Consider the following 19860-nt stretch of genomic DNA (forward strand, 5'->3'; position numbering starts at 1 on the left):
AGCAAAAAAATAAAAAAAGTGAGACAACCTGTAAAAAGTTGCCTCACTTTTTCTCGATTGATTCAATTAGGCAGTTAAGCGATTAAAGAAATCCACGTAAGCATCTACAATTGATTGTAAGAAGCCAACAGTGCCATCAATAATTTTACCATCTTCACCAATTAAGTTCGTAATACCGCCAATATAGGCTTCAGGTTGTTGTAAAGTTGGAACATTTAAGAAGACTAATGATTGTCTTAAATGATGGTTCGCACCAAATCCGCTAATTGCACCTGGTGAAACACTCACCACAAGTCCTGGTTTTTTATCCCAAACGCTTTCGCCATACGGACGTGAACCGACATCCAATGCATTTTTTAAAACAGCTGGTACTGAACGGTTATATTCTGGTGTTACAAACATCACACCATCTACTTGTTTGACTTCTTCACGGAATGTTGTCCAAGCTTCGGTGGGGGTTCCTTCATCATCCAAATCTTGATTGTATAATTCTAAATCACCAATGTTAATAAAAACAGGTTCGAAATCAGCTGGAAATAAGTCCGCCATTGTTTTTGCTACCAATTTGTTAAATGAATCTTTTCTTAAACTCCCTACAAAAATACCAATTTTTTTTGTCATGTAAATCCCTCCATTTTTCTTTTACTTACTTTATGATAGTACTTTTTCAAAAAAAGCGCAAACGTTTTATCCTTGTACATTGTTGAACTTCGTAACTTCACGTATAATAGCTAGTAAAAGGATGAGTAAAGGAGCAACTGCTTGAATAAAAAAATAAATTGGCGCCGACAGTTAACACAGTTGGAGAAACAAACATTGACTGAATTAAAAAACAAGGAAATGATTAAACAAGGAACTTTTTATAAATTGGAACAAACATTTCCTGAGGAATCAGCTTATACTTATTATGGTTTATACAGGAAGGAACAAACCATACAAGCGTATATCGTAGGGTATTGTTTTGATGGGGAAACCTTGGAAGCGACGATTGTTGCGCCAAATGTAGGGCCATTTTTTGAAGAACTTGTTCAAGAACTCGAAAAGCAAGCAGCTTTGTGGGGAATGAAAGAAGTCTTTCTCGTGATGGACGACAAGCAATCTGTTGGCCTGAATTATTTTAATAGACAAGGAATTGTGCCAGCTTTTTCAGAACAGTATCTGGTTTTTCAAAGAGAAACTTACTCACAGGATTTGGCGAAGCTGACACTTCTCCGACCACAAGTGGCTGATTTGCATTCCTTGGCTAGGTTACTAGAAGGTACGCCTTTGCCGGAGGACCTTCAACGAACACTTATTTATAAAGAAAACAATCAACTTTTAGCCACGCTACGTTTGGATCATTTTGAAAACGAATGGGGGATTTATGGCTTTGTTGTGACAAAAACGCAACGAGGTCGCGGTCTTGGCCGTCAAGTGTTACAGTCTGCGCTCCGAATGATTTTAGAAAATTCAGCTTCAGCGACTATTTTTTTAGAAGTTGAAACAGAAAATCAAGCAGCGCTTCATCTCTATCAAACAGAAGGCTTTCAAGTGAGAAACCAGTACAACTATTATCAAATTTTGTAAAAATTCTTCATTATTTCGTTTGTTTTCCTGCAAATTGGCTAAAAAAATTGAAAAAAAGTAAAGGTGTCAAGAAAAAACTCTTTACAGGTTGTTGTTAATCTGTTAAACTAACTCTTGTGATTAAGTTAATGGAGGTGTATTTAATAATGGCAGTTAAAATTCGTTTAAAACGTATGGGTTCTAAAAAGAGTCCTTTTTACCGTATTGTAGTAGCTGATTCTCGTTCTCCTCGTGATGGACGTTTCATCGAAACTGTAGGTACTTACAACCCTTTGAAAGACCCTGCAGAAGTAGTTTTAAAAGAAGATTTAGTTTTAGATTGGTTATCTAAAGGTGCGCAACCTTCTGATACAGTTCGTAACATCCTTTCAAAAGAAGGCGTTATGAAAAAACATCATGAAGCTAAAAACGTTAAGAAATAAGGTGATTGAATATGGCAGATGTGAAAGAGTTAATTTTAACTATTGTCCGTCCGTTAGTCAGTCAACCTGAAGCAGTCTCATTAGAAATTGAGGAATCAACTGATTTCCTCGAGTATAATTTGACTGTGGCCAAAGAAGATATTGGACGTATCATTGGTAAACAAGGGCGTGTTGCAAAAGCAATTCGGACAATTGTTTATAGTGTACGTATCGATGGTCCGAAAAAGGTCCGTTTAAATATTCTTGATGGTAAATAAGCATTAACAAGGAGGTAGCCCAGCTATCTTCTTTTTTTATACATAACCAAAAAGTTTTCATTGCTAGAGACAGGCCTTTCTTGCTAAAATAGATGTATCCAGAATAAAGGAGCGATTTGTATGGCAAAACGAATTATCATTATGAACTTTGATATTGAAAGTAAATCGTACCAAGCATTTTCCGAAATAAAAAAGATGCAGGCAGAAAGACAGCTTAAAGGTGAGCAAATGGCGGTTGTTACGCATGTTAATGATGGCCAGCATCAATTTAAAATCAATGATTTTATCGATTTTACAGGCAACAATCATACATCAAAAGATAGCATGATTGGGATGCTAGTAGGCATATTAGGTGGTCCTCTGGGCATTCTTTTTGGCTGGTTTGCTGGAAGTATGTATGGTGCAAGCAAAGACGCCAAAGAAATTCAAGAAGCACAAACGGTTTTTGAACATGTGATTCAAAAGATTGATGAAGGACAAACGGGATTATTATTAATTGCAGAAGAAGAAGACAACCGTCCGCTCAACCAATTGGTTATGTTTGACTTAGGTGGCGAAATCACGCGGCTTGATTTAGAGGAAGTCCAACAAGAAATTAACGATGCGAACGAAGTTGCAAATGAAGCGAAACAATCGTGGCAAGCAAAAAAAGAACAACACAAAGAAGCAACATCGAAAGAAGAATAAGGAGCAAAGACTGTTTTCTGAATAAAGGAAAACAGTCTTTTAAAATACTAAGAAATCACGGTTTTTTATGGTAGTTTGCTAATTTTTTGTTATTTTATCGTAAAATACGGTAAGCTAAGAAGAAAACTTTGAGAAAATAGATAAATTATTATTTGCTAAAGGAGCAAACTTCTTCTAAAATAAAAAGGAAGTTTAAAAGAAAGTATGGTAGCAGATGGAAATACAATTTTTAGGAACAGGCGCTGGTGTACCAGCAAAACATCGCAATGTCACAGGAATTGCGTTGAAATTATTAGATGAACGAAATGCAGTTTGGCTCTTCGATTGTGGTGAAGGGACTCAATTGCAAATTTTAAAAAGTAGTATTCGCCCAAGAAAAATTGAAAAGATTTTTATTACACATTTACATGGGGATCATATTTTTGGTTTACCTGGTTTGTTAAGTAGTCGTTCTTTTCAGGGCGGGACAGAACCTTTAGAAATCTATGGACCAGTTGGGGTTGCTGACTTTGTCAAGACTTCTTTACGGGTCTCGCAATCGCGGTTGTCCTATCCACTGAAATTTATTGAATTAACGAAAGAAAATGACGTTATTTTTAAAGATAAACAATTCACTGTTCGCTGTAATATCTTGGACCATGGCATCACGAGCTTTGGCTATCGAATTGAGGAAGCAGCGCATGAAGGAGAATTACAAGTAGAGAAACTTCAAGCTTTAGGGATTCCTTCTGGGCCGTTGTATGGCAAACTCAAACGTGGTGAAACGATTGTTTTTGATGGACAGGAAATTAATGGACAAGCGTTTGTGGGAGAGCGTAAACCTGGACGAATCGTGACGATTTTAGGAGACACTCGCAAAACCAAAAATAGCGTAACCTTAGCACGACGAGCGGATGTTTTAGTCCATGAAAGTACGTTTAATAAACACGAAGCAAAAATGGCAAAAGCCTACTTCCACTCAACCAGTCAACAAGCAGCTGAAGTTGCAAAAGAAGCGCAAGTAAAACAACTTATCTTAACGCATATTAGTGCCCGTTATTTAACCAAAGAGGCCTATCAGCTTCAAGAAGAAGCCCAAGAAATTTTCCCCAATACAAAAATCGTGAAAGATATGGATATCATTGAGATTCCATTTGCCAATGAAGGAGGAGCTTAGATGGATTTAACAAATAAAGTCGTTGTCGTAACTGGAGGTTCAGCTGGTTTAGGTGAACAAATTTGTTATGAAGCAGCTAAACAAGGAGCGGTCGTCGTTGTCTGCGCCCGCAGAATTAATTTGATTGGTAAAGTTCGCGAGCAGTGTGCCGCTTTAAGCGGACGAGAAGCATTTTCTTATCAATTAGATATTGCCGATCCAGAAAGTGTTGAACGTGTGGTTGAAGCTATTTCAGCAGAAGTTGGTTCTATAGATGTTTTAGTCAACAATGCTGGTTTTGGCTTGTTTGAAAATTTTGTTGAAATTGACTTGGCTGTTGCACGCCAAATGTTTGATGTCAACGTTCTAGGAATGATGACGTTTACTCAAAAAGTAGCTATTAAAATGATTGAAGCTGGGCAAGGACATATTATCAACGTTGCTTCAATGGCTGGGAAGATGGCTACAGCTAAATCAACCGTTTATTCTGCAACGAAATTTGCTGTGTTAGGTTTTTCAAATGCTTTACGTTTAGAATTGAAACCGTTGGGTGTAGCAGTAACGACTGTCAATCCAGGACCAATCCAAACAGAATTCTTTGATAAGGCGGACCCGACAGGCACTTATCTAGCTGCGGTGGATAAAATTGTTTTAGACCCTACGAAATTAGCGAAAGAAGTGGTTGGGAGTATGGGGACTTCTCGACGTGAGATTAATCGTCCGTTTGTCATGGAAGCAGCTGCCCGCTTTTATACATTGTTTCCACATTTAGGAGATTTCATAGCGGGAAATATTTTAAATAAAAAATAAAGGAGTCGATCAAGTCATGAAAAATCAATGGCGTGTTATTTTGGGCCTTGTGTTGGTCTTAATTGTTGTTATTTTTGCTGTTTTAAATAATCAAGCTGTTCCAGTAAACTTTGGTTTTACTAAAATTAGTGGACCGTTAATCTTAATTATTTTAGGTTCTGCAATTATTGGCGCACTAGTTGGATTACTAACCTCCACAACCACCATTTGGAACCAACGTAAGGAATTAAAAGCTGTACAAAAAGAGTTGGATATTTATAAAAATGATATGGATAAATTAGTCAAAGAAGAAACGGAAAAAGTTCAACGTTCTTTTGATAATCAATTGGCTGATTTGCAAGCCAAACAAGCGGCAGCACCACAAGTCGCAGAACCAGTGGTCAACGAACAAACATCAAACACAGAAGTAGACGCAACGCCTGTGTCAGGTAGTCGTATTGATCGTTATGTGAAACCTCGTGTGAATGAAGAGGAACAAAAATAAGGAAGAGACTTTATCGCTAAGTTTCTTTTAAAATAAAACTGTGATATCTGCTATTTATCTAACAGATATCACAGTTTTTTTCTCAGATTTAAAAAAATGCTTTCTTTAGTTTTTGGAAAAATTTTGCTATAATTACTTGGTTAGGAGTGACGTCGTGAAAAAATCAAACTATCAATGGCAGTTACAGACAAAGACAGAATTACCTGTAGAATTTATAGAACAATTAAAAAAAGAACAAATTAATCCATTAATTGGCCAACTTTTATGGCACCGCAATATCCGGACAGAAGAAGCATTACGTAAGTTTCTACATCCGACTATCGAAGATATTTATGATCCGTTCTTAATGCATGATATGGAGAAAGCGGTAGCCCGCATCCAGCAAGCCGTCGAAGCGGGTGAACAAATCCTTGTCTATGGGGATTATGATGCAGATGGTATCACTAGTACCACGGTTATGAAAGAAGCAATCGAATTAGTCGGTGGCATGGTTCAGTACTTTCTACCGAATCGTTTTGTTCATGGATATGGACCTAATAAAGACGTATTTGCTGAACAAATTGAACAAGGAGTCCAATTAATTGTAACCGTTGATAATGGTGTAGCCGGACATGAAGCAATTAACTACGCTATGGCACAAGGAGTAGATGTAATCGTTACTGACCATCATGAATTGCCTGAACAATTACCAGAAGCCTATGCGATTGTCCACCCTAGACATCCGCAAGGAGACTATCCTTTTGGAGATTTAGCTGGTGTTGGTGTGGCTTTCAAAGTCGCTACTGCGTTACTTGGTGAATTGCCAATTGAGTTATTAGATTTGGTAGCAATTGGGACAATTGCTGACTTGGTTTCATTAACCGATGAAAATAGAACGTTTGTCAAAATGGGCCTGCAAATGATTCAAACTGGTGATCGAATTGGTTTAGACGTTTTACTACAAGAAGCGGGTGTGAAAAAGGAAGCTGTTTCAGAAGAATCAATTGGCTTTACCATTGGACCTCGTTTAAACGCATTAGGTCGATTAGGGGAAGCCGCACCAGGTGTTGAATTAATGACTACATTTGATGAAGAGCAAGCGCTGGAAATCGCTAAATATATTGATCAACAAAACAATGAACGAAAAGACATTGTAACGACGATTGCCAAAGAAGCGCTGGATTTAATCGACCCGAATGCGCCGGTCCATATTTTAGCGAAACAAGGCTGGCATGAAGGCGTCTTAGGGATTGTCGCGGGCCGCATTATGCAAGAAACGGGGAAACCAACCATTATTTTAGCAATAGATGAATCTGGTACGACCGCTAAAGGCTCTGGACGCAGCATTAGCGCATTGAATCTCTATGAGGCGTTGAACGAAGTGCGTGAGCAATTCACTCATTTTGGTGGGCATCATATGGCAGCGGGAATGACTTTACCTGTTGAAAATATTCCTTTTGTTCAAGAACATTTGGCACACTTTATTGAAAAAAATCAAATTGATATGGCTAATGGACAAGAGTTGCTCATTAGTGAGAGCTTAGCGGTTTCGCAGGCCACGACTACTTTTATTGATCAATTGCGTATTTTGGCGCCTTTTGGGACCGATAATACTGTTCCAACTTTTGTATTTAAGGAAATCACGCCTACGCAAATTCGTAAAATTGGTGCAGATAATGCACATCTGAAATTTCAAATGAATCAAGAAGGGGCACAATTGGATGCAATTGCTTTTCAAATGGGGCCTCAAGCGGATGAACTAGCACAAGGAACCGCCGATGTGGCAGGCCAACTTTCCATCAATGAATGGAATGGTCGTAAGAAACCACAATTAATGGTGACTGATTTTGCTGTATCGGGAAGACAATTATTTGATTTTCGTGGCAAAAATAATCAAACGAAACCAATTCCTTCAGAAGCAACAGCTTATCTTTTGTTTGATGAAAAAAATCAAAAATTCATTTCAGATCCAACCGCTAATATTATTGTTTGGTCAAACCAAGAAGAATTGGTGGAAGCTGTTTCTCAAAATCAAATCGAACAACTGGTTTTTGTCGACTGTCCTGTGGAAGCAATCACGGTTAAAGAAATTGTTGAAGCAACTGAGATACAACGTATATACATGATGTTTATTTCACCAGAAGAAGCTTATTTAAACGGTATGGCTTCACGTGAACAATTTGCAACATTGTATAAATTTATTTTGCAGCAAAAAGAAGTAAATCTACGTTCCCAGCTATCGAAGGTGGCAAATTACTTAAATATCCAAGAAAAATTATTAATTTTCATGATACAGGTGTTTTTTGACTTAGGATTTGTTACAATAGAAAGCGGTGTTTTAAACAGTATTGAGAAACCCGACAATCGACCATTGACTGAAAGTCAAGTGTACCAACAACGATTGAAAAAAATAAAAACAGAAGAATTTCTACTTTACAGTGATTGTCAAACAATACAACAATGGCTGTGGAATGAGGAGGACAAATAAAAATGGATTTAAGAGATTACATTGCAAGCATTCCAGATTATCCTGAGAAAGGGATCGTGTTCCGTGACATTTCTCCATTAATGGCTAATGGGGATGCCTATCGTGAAGCAACGAAACAAATCGTGGATTACGCGAAAGAAAAAAGAATTGATATGGTTGTAGGACCGGAAGCTCGTGGCTTTATTGTCGGCTGTCCAGTGGCTTATGAACTAGGGGTTGGCTTTGCTCCGGTTCGTAAAAAAGGAAAACTTCCTCGCGAAACCATCGAAGTGACTTATGACTTAGAATATGGTTCAGATACATTAACGTTGCACAAAGATGCCATCACACCAGGCCAACGTGTTTTGATTTGTGATGACTTGCTAGCAACTGGTGGTACAATTAAAGCAACCATCGAATTAGTCGAACAATTAGGTGGTATTGTGGTTGGTTGTGCGTTCCTAATTGAATTAATGGATTTACATGGCCGCGATAAAATTGATGGCTACGATATTGTTACCTTAATGGAATACTAATCTAATTTAATTAGAAAGAGCGAAGGAATTTAATCCTTCGCTCTTTCTTTGACATATTTATAAAAACGGAGCATAGCTTGGGGGGAACGCACCGTTTTATTATTTATTAAGGGAACTTACGATAAACGTATCTTGCTTGCTGTTGTTTACGTGTACGTGTATAACGCTTCTCATCCCATGACATAAACCAAAGAATAAATAACGGCGTCACGATCATAAAAGCAAGACGTAATCCTAATGTTCCCAAAAAAATACCTATAACCAATACAAAAAATAAAAATCCAACACGACGAATTGCTTCCATGTGTATCACCTCTTCATTTGATTCGAACGAGTGTTCGTATTGTTATTATACGAATGTATGTTCGTTTTGTAAAGTCTTTTCTACTAATTTATGTTAAAATAATTCGAAAAGAAGAATAATCCTTTATAATAAAGAGATTTAGGGCAATAAAAGAACACGACGCTTTGAGCATCGTGTTCTTATTGTGCTGTGATTACGTATAAAAGAGAACAGAAAAATACATGAGGATCGCTGCAAGCATGACGAACAAATGCCAAACTACATGCATAAACCGCACATTTTTCAATGAATAGAAGGCTGCACCTAATGTGTAAGACACGCCCCCTGCGACCAATAACGCTGTTCCTGTAAACCCAAGAGATTCATATAACGGACGAGCAGCGATGATACAGAGCCAACCTAAAACAATATAAATAATCGTTGAAATGTTTTTCACTGTTTCTTGTTTATGCAACGTGAGGGATTTATAGACAATACCGACGATGGCGATTAACCAGACTAAACTAAATAAGGTCCAACCTAACCAACCGCCAATACTAATTAAGCAAAACGGCGTATAGCTGCCAGCAATCAATAAGAAAATAGAACTATGATCGAAGACCTGAAAGACCTTTTTGGCTCTTGTAAAAATTAAACTATGAAATAACGTTGAAGATAAAAAAAGTAGAATCAACATGGAGCCATAAATAGCATAAGATACCACGTGAATCGGTGAGCCTAAACGAGCTCCTTTAACAAGTAAAATGACTAAGCCAGCAATACTTAAACCTGCGCCTATGCCATGTGTAACTGCATTCAAGACTTCGTTCACGATTAGGTATTTTTTTGAGAAATGCGTTTTTTCCAATAAATTCACTTCCTTTATTTTAATTTGATGAAAAATTCGGCAGTGTCTGTTATACTATAACTAGATAATTAACCGTTTAATGGTATTCTACCATGAAAACAGGTTCCTTTTAAAGAAAGAGTGATAAATTTATGACAAACGTTAAAATCGTAACGGATTCTTCATGTACGATGGAAAAAAGTCTTAGAGATGAATTAAATATCCATATGATGCCTTTATCAATTATGGTTGATGGCGTTGTTTATCCAGATGATGATCATTTGCCAGGCGAAAAATTTATGGACATGATGGCTAATGCGAAGGCCTTACCCAAAACGAGTCAACCACCAATTGGTGAATTTGTAGAATTATATGATCGCTTAGGTGAAGATGGCAGTGAAGTAATTTCGATTCACATGACAAAAGGCTTAAGTGGAACGGTTGAAGCGGCCCGTCAAGCTAGCAACTTATCATCAAGTAAAGTAACGGTGATTGATAGCGATTTTACAGACCAAGGTTTGTCTTTCCAAGTCATTCAAGCAGCAAAATTGGCACAAGCGGGAGCGGGTGTTCCAGAAATTTTAGCTGAAATTGAACGCGTCAAACAAAATACCAAATTATACATTGGCATTTCAACATTGGATAATTTGGTTAAAGGTGGACGAATCAGCCGTACAACAGGATTATTATCAAACATTTTTAATATGAAAGTTGTCATGGACTTTGAAAATACGGAATTGATTCCTGTAGCGAAAGGCCGAGGCGTTAAAACGTTTAATAAATGGTTTGACGAATTGAAATCAGAATTAAGTAAGATTCCAAATGTTCGACAAATTGGCATTTCTCATGCGGATGGGCTAGAACTAGCAAATGGATTCAAAGAAGGATTACAAGCAATCTTTAAAGACATGGATATTCCCGTATTACATACGAATCCAGTCATTGCAACCCATACAGGAAAAAATGCCTTTGCTATTATGTACTATACAGACTAAGAAATAACGAGGTTGGGTCTCACTCTTAAATGAGTAGACGCAACCTCTTTCTAACAAGAAAAGGAAAATTTCTTGTTGGTTTATTTAAAAGGAAGTGACGAAGATGAAAAAACAAACACAGCATATTTTGCTGACCGTCTTAACACCTATCCTCATTGCGCTAGGTGTTTTTACATTGTTAAGTGTGGCCATCCCCAAAGCAAAGCCACTATTAAAGCAAGAGAAAGTGGCCACAACTGCTCAAAAAAATCAAAAAGAAGTCATTCATTATACAGCAATCGGTGATTCTTTAACTGAAGGAATTGGCGATTTGACGAATAGTGGAGGTTTTGTTCCCATTGTGGCAGATGATTTAAAAGAACACTACAACTTGAACGGTGTTCAAACAGACAATTTTGGGAAAAATGGGGATCGTAGTGACCAAATTTTAAAACGAATCAAAGAAAAACCTGAAATTCAAAAGGGCCTTGCCTCTGCGGACGTGATTACGCTAACGGTTGGTGGAAATGACTTAATGAAAGTAATTAGTAGTAATATTTTCGACTTGAAAGTCAGCTCGTTCAATCGTCCACAAAAAGCCTATCAACGCCGAGTAAGACGATTACTTGAAGAAATCCGAGAATACAACGAGAAAGCCCCTATTTATGTCTTAGGAATTTACAATCCCTTCTACTTAAACTTTTCCGAAATTACAGAAATGCAAGAAATCGTTGATAACTGGAATCAAGCAACCGAAGAAATGGTTCAAGAGCAAAAACGAGCCTATTTCATTCCTATCAATGATTTACTCTATAAAGGTCGTGGCGATGAAGTTGGCGTAACTGGTGGCGACTCAGAAACTACAGGAAGTAGTGCTAGCAAAGAGGATTTAAACAATTTGTTATATGAAGAAGATCGCTTCCATCCGAATAATCTTGGCTACCAAATTATGGCCGGAGCTGTCCGGGATGAAATGGTCAAGACAGAGAAAGAATGGATAACCAAATCAGAAGGTAGTGAATAAAATGAATGAAGAAAAGCCAAAAACAAGTAAATCAATTAAAAAGACACAACCAACCAATCTTAAACGAAATCCCTGGAAAATCGCTTTTCTTGTTCTAGTGGGTTTAGTCATTGGTAGTGTAGCTTTCGTGACATTTCGAGCAACACAAGTTCGCGAACCAGATTTAAAGAAAATACCAGCAATTGTTGAAAAAGAAGGCGAGCCAGTCGTCACCATTCAGTCAAAAAAACAACAAGTGAACAAACTGATTGACTTTTATTTAGCCGACTTTCAAAAAGGTTCGGAGATCAAATATAAATTTTATTTAGAAAATGATGCTTTATTAAATGGAACATTTCAGGTGTTAGGGCATGACATTCCTTTTTACTTATATTTTGATCCTTACGTGATGGCGAATGGCAATGTACAATTAAAAGCAAAAAGTTTATCTATAGGAACGTTAGGCTTGCCAATTAAAGAAGTATTGAAATTTGCTAAACGTTCTTACAAACTACCTAAATGGGTTGAAATCAATCCAGATGATCAAACTGTTTTATTACGTTTAGATCAGTTTAGAATGCAAAATGGTCTATTTGTTCGAGCAGAAAAGATTAATTTAGTTGACGATGACATTCGGATGAATATATACTTGCCAAAAGAGAAATAAAAAAGGAGTGTTAGAGATGGAAGAAAAAGCAATTTTTGCAGGCGGCTGTTTCTGGTGTATGGTGCAGCCTTTTGATACACAACCAGGGATTATCTCAGTTGTTTCGGGTTATACAGGTGGGCATGTGCCTAATCCAACATATGAACAGGTTCTAACACACACAACAGGCCATACGGAAGCAGTAGAAATCACTTTTGATCCAGCGATTATTTCTTACGAACAATTAGTGGATATTTATTGGCAACAAACGGATCCTACTGATGCTTTCGGTCAGTTTCAAGACCGCGGCGATAATTATCGGCCAGTTATTTTTTATCGTTCTCAAGAACAAAAAGAAATTGCTGAGAAAAGTAAAGAACGTCTAGCTAATAGCGGTCGTTTTACAGAACCAATTGTTACTACCATCGAACCAGCAGCACCATTTTATCCTGCTGAAGAATACCATCAAGACTTTTATAAAAAAGACGCTTTGCGTTATGGATTGTCCCATCAACGTAGAAGTGAATTTATCGAAGAAAAATGGAGTGATTAATTTACATGAGACGAAGCTTTTACCATTACTTAATGACATTAAAAGGTCCGGCTAAAGATCCTGAAACTGATTTTGCCAATGAAGCGGCCAAAGATATTCAGTTTCCAAAACAAACCGAGGATTATCATGAACTTTCTTCTTATTTAGAAATGAATGCTGACTATTTAAGCAACATGGACATCTTTGATGAGTTATGGGAAAAGTACCTTGAAAACAATAAATAAATCCAGAGGAAAAGCAAACAAAGCTTTTCCTCTTTTTTCATTCATGTTATAGTAAACAAAAGTAGTGACGAATTTGTTAGAAATGAGATGAAATCTATGAAGAACAAACGAACTGTTCCTTTTTATCAATATATTATTTCGCTCCTCTGTGTCGCATTTTTAGCTGGAGGAAGTAGTTATATTTATTTTGATCATCGTGTTAAAAAGATGAGTCAAGAAGGGGCAATTACCAATGCTGATTTAAGCAAAGTGCAGGATTTATATAATGAAATTAGTACCAATTATGTAGGTGAAGTAGATAAAAATGAATTAGTTGAAGGCGCCTTAAAAGGCATGTCTGAAGCCATTGGAGACCCATACTCAACTTATCTAAATGAATCTGCTGCCAATGATTTAAACGAAAGCTTATCTGGTGATTTTGAAGGAATTGGTGCCACTATGACAATGAAAGATGGCGAACCAGTTGTAGCAGAGGCCCCTGTAGCAGATTCCCCAGCTGAAAAAGCGGGAATCAAAGAAGGCGATATTATTGAAAAGGTTGATGGTACAGCTACAAAAGGGATGAAACTAGCAGAAGTCGTCTCAAAAGTCCGAGGTAAAAAAGGAACTTCCGTTGAATTGACTATCCAAAGAGAGGGAGAAACTAAAAATATCTCAATCAAACGTGGGAAAATTCCCGTTAAAACAGTGACTGGTGAGTTAGACAAAAAAGATGCACAAATTGGCTCGATTAAAATTACGTCCTTTGGTAAAAAAACATATCAAGAATTGAAAGAAACAATCACGAATTTACGAGACAAAGGAGCTAAATCCTTTGTAATTGATGTACGCCAAAATCCTGGTGGACTGCTAGATCAAGCAGAGCGAATGGCCAGTATGTTTTTAAAAAATGGCGAAACAATTGTTCAATTTGAAGACAAAAAAGGACGTACGATGAAAGAAGTTGCTTCCAAAGAATTAGACGACGGCTTTAAAGTAAAAGAACCTGTTGCAGTTATCATTGATGGCAATAGTGCCAGTGCATCCGAAATTTTTGCTGCAGCACTGCATGAATCTGCGAATGTCCCATTAATTGGAACGAAAACATTTGGCAAAGGAACGGTCCAAACGGTGAAGGATTTAAATGACCAAACCGAAATAAAATTGACTGTTTTAAAATGGTTAACACCAAAAGGCGAATGGATCAACGAAAAAGGAATTGAACCAACCATCAAAGCTGATTACCCAGAGTATGCCTATTTAAAATTGATTCCTCGCGATAAAACGCTAAAAGAAGGAGATCAATCTGAAGATATTCAGAACTTAAATGCTATTTTAGCTGTATTAGCGTATCCTGTTGATGAAAACAATGCAAACTACACCGCAGAAACAAAAGCAGCGGTTAGCGATCTTCAACAGAAAAATGGCTTGCCTGTAACTGGAGAAATCGACAATGAAACAGCCACAAAAATTGAAGCCACTTTAGGTAAATTAATTCTTGAAAATGACGCTGCCTACGATACAGCAGTCAAAGAAATTCAAAAAAATTAGAAAAAAGGTGGCACGAAGTTGAAGAAGAAACGTGATTATGTTGGGTATTTAATGTACTTTCTGAAAATTTTAGTACCAGCAATCGTAGCCGTTTTTATTTTAAGAGGATTTTTCCTGATTCCTGTTCGGGTGGATGGCCATTCTATGCAAAAAACCTTGAATCAAGGAGATATGATTGTGATGGAAAAATTCTCCGCCATTAAACGGTTTGATGTGGTGGTCTTTAAAACAGACACAGGATCGATTCTGATTAAACGTGTGATTGGTTTACCAGGGGAAGCTGTGCGTTACGAAAACGATCAATTATATGTCAATAATCAGCCAATCGCTGAACCCTATTTAACTAAAAACAGAAAAAAAGATCATGAAACGATGCCTTACACTACGAATTTTGATTCAAAAGAATTGTTAATGCAAGAAAAATTACCTAAAGATAGCTATTTTGTGCTTGGTGATAATCGCCGTATGTCCAAAGACAGCCGTTCTTTTGGTGCAATACATGCAGATCAAATCTTAGGGAAAGCACAATTTGTTTATTACCCACTCACTCATATGAAGATCATTCCTAAATAAGTAAGACCACTAGTTCGTTTATTTAAATAACGACTAGTGGTCTTTTCTAATCTGAAAAATTGTTCTCTTAGCTGAAAAATGTTAAGGTTAAAGTAATGATAGATGTAGGAGGTCATGCAAATGATTAGAAAAACTATTTTAGCAAGCTCTATCTTAGGCGTTGGGTTGCTAATTGGTGCATGTGGAAACCAAACTCAAACCCAAATGAATTCAACCAATACCAGTGAATCATCACAGTCTAAAGTAACCGAATCAAGTCGCAAGTCATCTGAAAGTGCGTCTAATAACGAAGGTGTATCAAGCGATTCTAGTAAATCCACAAGTTCCACTACAGAATCAGAAATCTTAAAAGGTCTGGCGGAAGAAAAAACGCTAAAAGAAAAAATCCCGTCCTTAAATCAAACAACGATTAAGAAAGTCACTGATAATGAGTATAAACGCATTCTTGTGATGGAAGAAAAGGCTACAGGAACGACCTATAAAAGTATTTTGATAAAAAAACAAAATCGCTTAAAAATTGTCAACGAAACAACCGATGAATTGTTATACAATGGAACCCTATAAGAACGAAATCATTCAATAAACTCAAAAGTATCGCCATTGTTTTCAAAGAAAAATTTCTTTGGAAACAATGGTTTTTTTATTGACAAAAGAATTTCTAGGATATATAGTTAGTTACATAAGTAGTTAACCGTTTAAGCGAGGTGTAAAAATGGAATTTAATTTTTCGGGGGAAAAGCCTTTATTTCAGCAAGTAGCCGATCAGATTGCCGAAGGAATTTTTAATGGCGCTTACTTAGAAGGCGAACAAATTCCCTCAACCACAGAAATATCAAAAAGTTATCAAATCAATCCAGCCACCGTTTTAAAAGGAATGAATTTATTAGTAGAACGACAGTTGATTGAAAAGAAACGGGGGATTGGCATGTTTGTTTTACCAGGCGCTCAAGAGAGAGTAAGAAGTGCACGGAAAGAAGAATTTTTAAATAAAGAAGTCTTAGAAGTTGTCGCAGAAGCTAAAAAATTAGGGATTACAGCTGAACAATTAAAACAACTAATTGAAAGAGGGTATGACGCATGAGTTTGCGGGTGGAATCAGTAAGTAAAAAATATCATCAAAAAAAAGCACTAGATAATATTTCAATTACTTTTGAAAAAGAAACGATTTATGGGCTCTTAGGCAGAAACGGGGCTGGTAAAAGTACGTTATTAAATATCATTAATAATCGAAGTTTTGCCACTTCAGGTTCCGTTCAATTGGCGGGAGAAACAGTGACCGATAATGAGACTGCTTTGAATCATATTTACTTAATGAGTGAAGATAATTTATTTCCTCCTCAGTTAAAAATTAAAGATATTTTTAAAACGACTGAAGGTTTTTATGGATCCTTTGACTGGTCTTTAGCCGAACAAATGTTAAGCGATTTTGGTTTAGATAGTAAAAAGACATTCAAAAAATTATCAACTGGTTATCGGAGTATTGCTAAACTAATAGTGGCGCTATCCGTCCCCTGTGAGTATATTTTTTTAGATGAGCCAGTCTTAGGTTTAGACGCCAATCATCGGGAATTATTTTATACTTATTTAATTGAGACATACCAAGAACGTCCCCGTACGTTTGTGATTTCCACCCATTTGATTGAAGAAATTGCGAATTTATTAGAAGATATTATCATCATTGATCAAGGAAAATTGATTCGCGCAGAATCTATTGAAACAATTTTGAAAAACGGTCGCATTGTTTCTGGGCCGAAAGAACAAGTAGAGCGCTATACTCAGTCATTGGAAATCTTAGGCATGGACACTTTAGGTGGGGCAGTTACGGCTTACGTGTACGGCGACTTGCCGACTGAAAAAGCAGAGGTTCAAATTGCGCCGCTAAATTTACAAACATATTTTGTACAATTAACCAATAGAAAGAAGGAAAAGTAAAATGAAATTTAAAACAGCTTTGCGGTATCGTGTTATTTATCAAGTCCGTTCCTTAGCAATTTATTTTGGCTTTTATGCTTTGTTCGGCATTCTTTTTCCTCTTATTGGGTTGCTCTTTTCTAACGACGTGAACACTGTCAGCTCTGATGCAGTAATTCCTTGTCTGGTTTTTATGGGGATACTATCATTTTTAGGGGTAAACACAGATTTTAAACTGTTTATTCAAAACGGGCTTTCCCGCTGGACGATTTTTTTGGTGAATTTTGTAAGTAATGCTATTTTATCTTTGGTTGGATCCTTGGCTGTACTTGTACTGATTAAAGTATTTAGCGGCAATTTCATTTCTCATTTTCAATTATCAATGAAATTAATTGATGTCTATGCGCAAGGAAACTTTTTCATGTCGTGGTTGCTCTTTTTTATCTTACTAATGCTTAGCGGCTCACTTGGCTTGTTAGCAGGTGTCTTTAATGATCGGATAGATGGCGTAAAAAAACTCATTGTTTTATTGCTGTTATTAATGATTCCTATTTTACTGGGCACGATTGCACAATTAGGGGGGGCACCAATGCGCCTGAGAATGCTCCATGTCTTGCAAGCAATGGTTGGTTATCAATCCACTGGTTTTACTGTCCTACCACTTCTTCTGACAATCAGTTGCTTTGTTGGTATTAATCTTGGCTTGGCCTATTTATTGAATAAACATCGTGAAATTAAACGCGTAAATGCATAACTAATTAATAAGAACATGTTCAATGAGGTGAATTTGGAACATGTTCTTATTGTTTTAATTGAGAGATACATCGGAAGTACCATGACAAAGGAAAGGGCTTCCGTCAAAATAGAAAGAGAAGAAAGGAGTATGAAAAGAGTAAAAAACTTTGTAAATAAGTAAACGACAAAGAATGAAAAATGGAGGGGTAACATGGCGGTAATTGAAGCAAAAAATATTAAAAAAAGTTATGGAAAGAACGAAACAAAATTTGATGCGTTAAAAGGTGTTGATTTAAAAGTTGAAAAAGGTGAATCTGTGGCCATAATTGGTAAAAGTGGCTCTGGGAAATCAACATTTATGCACATTTTGGCATTGTTAGATCAACCAACTTCAGGAGATATTTATTTAAATGGTAAAAATGTTACTAGTATTAGAAAGAAAGTGCTGAATAAAACGAGAAATGAAGAATTTGGTTTTGTTTTTCAACAATTCTTTATGAATGCCAAGGATACAGTTTTAAATAATGTTCTTTTACCATTAAAAATTGGTGGGATTTCCGGTAGCAAGAGGAAAAAGATGGCTTTAGATGCGTTAAAAGCAGTCGGTTTGGAAGATAAAGTTCAAAATAAAGCGAATAATTTATCTGGTGGCCAAAAACAACGGGTATGTATAGCGCGTGCTTTAGTTAATAATCCGCAAATTATTTTTGCAGATGAACCTACAGGGAATTTAGATTCTGCCACTGGGAAGAAAATTGAAGAATTGTTATTTGATTTAAATAAAAATAAAGGAATTACCTTAATTATTGTGACACATGATCCAGACTTAGCAGCACGTTGTGATCGGCAAGTTCATGTTCGAGACGGCTTGATTGTAGGAGGAGATGAGTAAATGAAATTTAGAGATATTTTAAAATCAGCTAGTACCAATTTAATGCGTAATAAAGGTCGAACCGTATTGACCATTATTGCAATCTTTATTGGAGCATTTACCATAGCTTTAACTACAGGAGTCAATATTGGTGTAAATGATTATATTGACAAACAAGTCGGCAGTGTCGGTGGTGCAAATCAGCTATTTATTCAGCCAAAAATGGAGATGAATGTTGGTAACGGAACAGAACCAAGTAAATATAATCCAGAGAAAAAAACCAGTACGATTCAACAACAAAGTATGCTTGCTGAAAAAGATATTGAGAAGATTAAAAAAATCTCGGATGTTACATCAGTGGAACCAATGAAATCCGTTGCTATCGATTATATAAAAGGAGCAGATAAGCATAAATATGTATTTTCAGCTACTTCTGCGCTAGATGAGATGACCATTGATTTAGCGGCTGGCCGTAAAGTTTCGCAAACGAGCCAGGACTTCGAAATTAATTTGTCACCAGAATATGTAAAAGCGCTCGGCTATACATCTAGTAAAGCTGCCGTGGGAGAAACAGTTCAATTAGGTATCTCAAGTTCCTTGAAAGGACAAGAGCAAGTTATTGAAGCAAAAATTGTTGGAGTTAGAAATGCCAGTGTCATTCAAAATGGGCTCTCGCTGATGAATAAAGCATTGATTGATAAAGTTGTCTCAATCAATCAAGCAGATCTTCCAGAACATTTAAAAAATCAATACGCGATGATTATTGCTGAAGTTAAAAAAGACAGCACGCCAGAGCAGATTAAGGACATCAAAAAAGATTTAGATAAAGCTGGCTATTTAGCGACTACTGTCGAAGATGAAATTGGCATGATTCGTAATATAATCAATGCAATCACTGGTGTTTTAACCATGTTTGGTGCAATTGCCTTGTTAGCTGCAAGCTTTGGCATTATTAACACGCTGTATATGTCTGTCCAAGAAAGAACGCGAGAAATTGGTTTAATGAAAGCCATGGGACTTAGCAATGGGAAAGTCTTTACAATTTTTAGTGTTGAGGCGGCTTTAATTGGCTTTTTTGGCTCAATATTAGGCATTTTAGGAGCTGTTGGGGTTGGAAATTTAGTTAATCGTTTGGCAACGGATTCTTTTTTAAAGGCTTTAACAGGATTTAAATTAATTCAATTTTCATTGCCATCTTCACTAACGATTATCTTAGTTATTATGTTTATTGCTTTTTTAGCAGGAACTTTACCAGCTCGAAGAGCAGCAAAATTAGATCCAATTGAATCTTTACGTTATGAATAATAGACTAAAAACAGCTACTTTCTCTCAATTTAACTAAAGCATATTCTTATATAAAAAGAAGG

25 protein-coding genes are annotated in these 19860 nt (G+C 36.6%); 22 read left to right on the plus strand and 3 right to left on the minus strand.

All coding sequences use genetic code 11. From position 1 onward, the window contains the following. Window positions 1-66 precede the first annotated feature (66 nt). Entirely contained in the window at window positions 67-621 is a 555-nt protein-coding gene (locus IGI80_RS16855) for an NADPH-dependent FMN reductase (protein ID WP_002357432.1), read from the minus strand. A 141-nt stretch (window positions 622-762) separates the two neighbouring features. Here IGI80_RS16855 and IGI80_RS16860 point away from each other — a divergent pair, with 141 nt between their 5' ends. The 9 genes from IGI80_RS16860 (at window position 763) to IGI80_RS16900 (ending at window position 8343) form a co-directional block, all read left to right on the plus strand. After that, window positions 763-1566 (plus strand): GNAT family N-acetyltransferase, encoded by an 804-nt coding sequence (locus tag IGI80_RS16860; protein WP_163402112.1) that lies wholly within the window; start codon window positions 763-765, stop codon window positions 1564-1566. 146 nt (window positions 1567-1712) lie between these two features. After that, window positions 1713-1988 (plus strand): 30S ribosomal protein S16, encoded by a 276-nt coding sequence (gene rpsP / locus IGI80_RS16865; RefSeq protein WP_002357434.1) that lies wholly within the window; start codon window positions 1713-1715, stop codon window positions 1986-1988. Window positions 1989-1999: 11 nt separating this feature from the next. Continuing rightward, the gene (locus tag IGI80_RS16870) at window positions 2000-2245 is read left to right on the plus strand and encodes a KH domain-containing protein (RefSeq protein WP_002357435.1); all 246 of its coding nucleotides are present in this window, start codon (window positions 2000-2002) and stop codon (window positions 2243-2245) included. A gap of 120 nt (window positions 2246-2365) precedes the next feature. Beyond that, window positions 2366-2932, plus strand: a complete 567-nt coding sequence (locus IGI80_RS16875) for a hypothetical protein (RefSeq protein ID WP_002357436.1) — start codon at window positions 2366-2368, stop codon at window positions 2930-2932. 214 nt (window positions 2933-3146) lie between these two features. Further along, window positions 3147-4088 carry a ribonuclease Z gene (rnz, locus tag IGI80_RS16880; protein WP_002361891.1) on the plus strand — a complete coding sequence of 314 codons (942 nt, stop codon included), beginning with the start codon at window positions 3147-3149 and terminating at the stop codon, window positions 4086-4088. Continuing rightward, window positions 4089-4877 carry an SDR family NAD(P)-dependent oxidoreductase gene (locus IGI80_RS16885; RefSeq protein ID WP_002377298.1) on the plus strand — a complete coding sequence of 263 codons (789 nt, stop codon included), beginning with the start codon at window positions 4089-4091 and terminating at the stop codon, window positions 4875-4877. It abuts the gene before it with no gap. A 16-nt stretch (window positions 4878-4893) separates the two neighbouring features. Next, a complete protein-coding gene (locus IGI80_RS16890; protein ID WP_002357439.1) occupies window positions 4894-5361 on the plus strand; it encodes a LapA family protein in 468 nt (155 codons plus the stop codon). Between the two features lie 154 nt (window positions 5362-5515). Further along, window positions 5516-7828 carry a single-stranded-DNA-specific exonuclease RecJ gene (recJ, locus tag IGI80_RS16895; RefSeq protein WP_438724200.1) on the plus strand — a complete coding sequence of 771 codons (2313 nt, stop codon included), beginning with the start codon at window positions 5516-5518 and terminating at the stop codon, window positions 7826-7828. A 2-nt stretch (window positions 7829-7830) separates the two neighbouring features. Beyond that, complete coding sequence (locus IGI80_RS16900) at window positions 7831-8343, plus strand: adenine phosphoribosyltransferase (protein ID WP_002357441.1); 513 nt, start codon at window positions 7831-7833, stop codon at window positions 8341-8343. Between the two features lie 106 nt (window positions 8344-8449). Here IGI80_RS16900 and IGI80_RS16905 read toward each other — a convergent pair whose 3' ends face one another. Together IGI80_RS16905 and trhA are read right to left on the minus strand one after the other, a co-directional pair. Further along, window positions 8450-8647: a hypothetical protein gene (locus IGI80_RS16905; RefSeq protein WP_002360203.1), complete on the minus strand. Its 198-nt coding sequence runs from the start codon at window positions 8645-8647 to the stop codon at window positions 8450-8452. A 193-nt stretch (window positions 8648-8840) separates the two neighbouring features. Beyond that, the gene (trhA, locus tag IGI80_RS16910; protein WP_002357443.1) at window positions 8841-9494 is read right to left on the minus strand and encodes a PAQR family membrane homeostasis protein TrhA; all 654 of its coding nucleotides are present in this window, start codon (window positions 9492-9494) and stop codon (window positions 8841-8843) included. 131 nt (window positions 9495-9625) lie between these two features. Here trhA and IGI80_RS16915 point away from each other — a divergent pair, with 131 nt between their 5' ends. From IGI80_RS16915 to IGI80_RS16975, 13 genes are all read left to right on the plus strand, one after another. Then, window positions 9626-10468 carry a DegV family protein gene (locus IGI80_RS16915; RefSeq protein ID WP_002357444.1) on the plus strand — a complete coding sequence of 281 codons (843 nt, stop codon included), beginning with the start codon at window positions 9626-9628 and terminating at the stop codon, window positions 10466-10468. Between the two features lie 103 nt (window positions 10469-10571). Then, window positions 10572-11471, plus strand: a complete 900-nt coding sequence (locus tag IGI80_RS16920; protein WP_002365717.1) for an SGNH/GDSL hydrolase family protein — start codon at window positions 10572-10574, stop codon at window positions 11469-11471. Further along, window positions 11464-12117, plus strand: coding sequence for a YpmS family protein (locus IGI80_RS16925; RefSeq protein WP_002357446.1), 654 nt, complete (start codon window positions 11464-11466; stop codon window positions 12115-12117). The genes IGI80_RS16920 and IGI80_RS16925 overlap by 8 nt, the downstream gene beginning before the upstream one ends. A gap of 16 nt (window positions 12118-12133) precedes the next feature. Then, window positions 12134-12649, plus strand: coding sequence for a peptide-methionine (S)-S-oxide reductase MsrA (msrA, locus tag IGI80_RS16930; RefSeq protein ID WP_002357448.1), 516 nt, complete (start codon window positions 12134-12136; stop codon window positions 12647-12649). Between the two features lie 5 nt (window positions 12650-12654). Beyond that, a complete protein-coding gene (locus IGI80_RS16935) occupies window positions 12655-12873 on the plus strand; it encodes a YozE family protein (protein ID WP_002357449.1) in 219 nt (72 codons plus the stop codon). Between the two features lie 87 nt (window positions 12874-12960). Continuing rightward, window positions 12961-14403 carry a S41 family peptidase gene (locus IGI80_RS16940; protein WP_002361887.1) on the plus strand — a complete coding sequence of 481 codons (1443 nt, stop codon included), beginning with the start codon at window positions 12961-12963 and terminating at the stop codon, window positions 14401-14403. 18 nt (window positions 14404-14421) lie between these two features. After that, on the plus strand, window positions 14422-14976 hold the full coding sequence (gene lepB / locus IGI80_RS16945) for a signal peptidase I (RefSeq protein ID WP_002382369.1): 555 nt from the start codon (window positions 14422-14424) through the stop codon (window positions 14974-14976). A 114-nt stretch (window positions 14977-15090) separates the two neighbouring features. After that, complete coding sequence (locus IGI80_RS16950; protein ID WP_002380347.1) at window positions 15091-15540, plus strand: hypothetical protein; 450 nt, start codon at window positions 15091-15093, stop codon at window positions 15538-15540. Between the two features lie 148 nt (window positions 15541-15688). Further along, window positions 15689-16057 (plus strand): GntR family transcriptional regulator, encoded by a 369-nt coding sequence (locus IGI80_RS16955; RefSeq protein ID WP_002357453.1) that lies wholly within the window; start codon window positions 15689-15691, stop codon window positions 16055-16057. Beyond that, window positions 16054-16908, plus strand: a complete 855-nt coding sequence (locus IGI80_RS16960) for an ATP-binding cassette domain-containing protein (RefSeq protein ID WP_002364016.1) — start codon at window positions 16054-16056, stop codon at window positions 16906-16908. Before IGI80_RS16955 ends, IGI80_RS16960 begins: the two co-directional genes overlap by 4 nt. Before the next feature lies 1 nt (window position 16909). Next, window positions 16910-17641, plus strand: coding sequence for a hypothetical protein (locus IGI80_RS16965; RefSeq protein ID WP_002371093.1), 732 nt, complete (start codon window positions 16910-16912; stop codon window positions 17639-17641). 192 nt (window positions 17642-17833) lie between these two features. Next, the gene (locus IGI80_RS16970) at window positions 17834-18514 is read left to right on the plus strand and encodes an ABC transporter ATP-binding protein (RefSeq protein WP_002357457.1); all 681 of its coding nucleotides are present in this window, start codon (window positions 17834-17836) and stop codon (window positions 18512-18514) included. Further along, complete coding sequence (locus tag IGI80_RS16975; RefSeq protein ID WP_002357458.1) at window positions 18515-19798, plus strand: ABC transporter permease; 1284 nt, start codon at window positions 18515-18517, stop codon at window positions 19796-19798. The last annotated feature ends 62 nt before the right edge of the window (window positions 19799-19860 follow it).

This window comes from Enterococcus sp. DIV1420a (assembly GCF_051712165.1).
Lineage (GTDB): Bacteria > Bacillota > Bacilli > Lactobacillales > Enterococcaceae > Enterococcus > Enterococcus faecalis.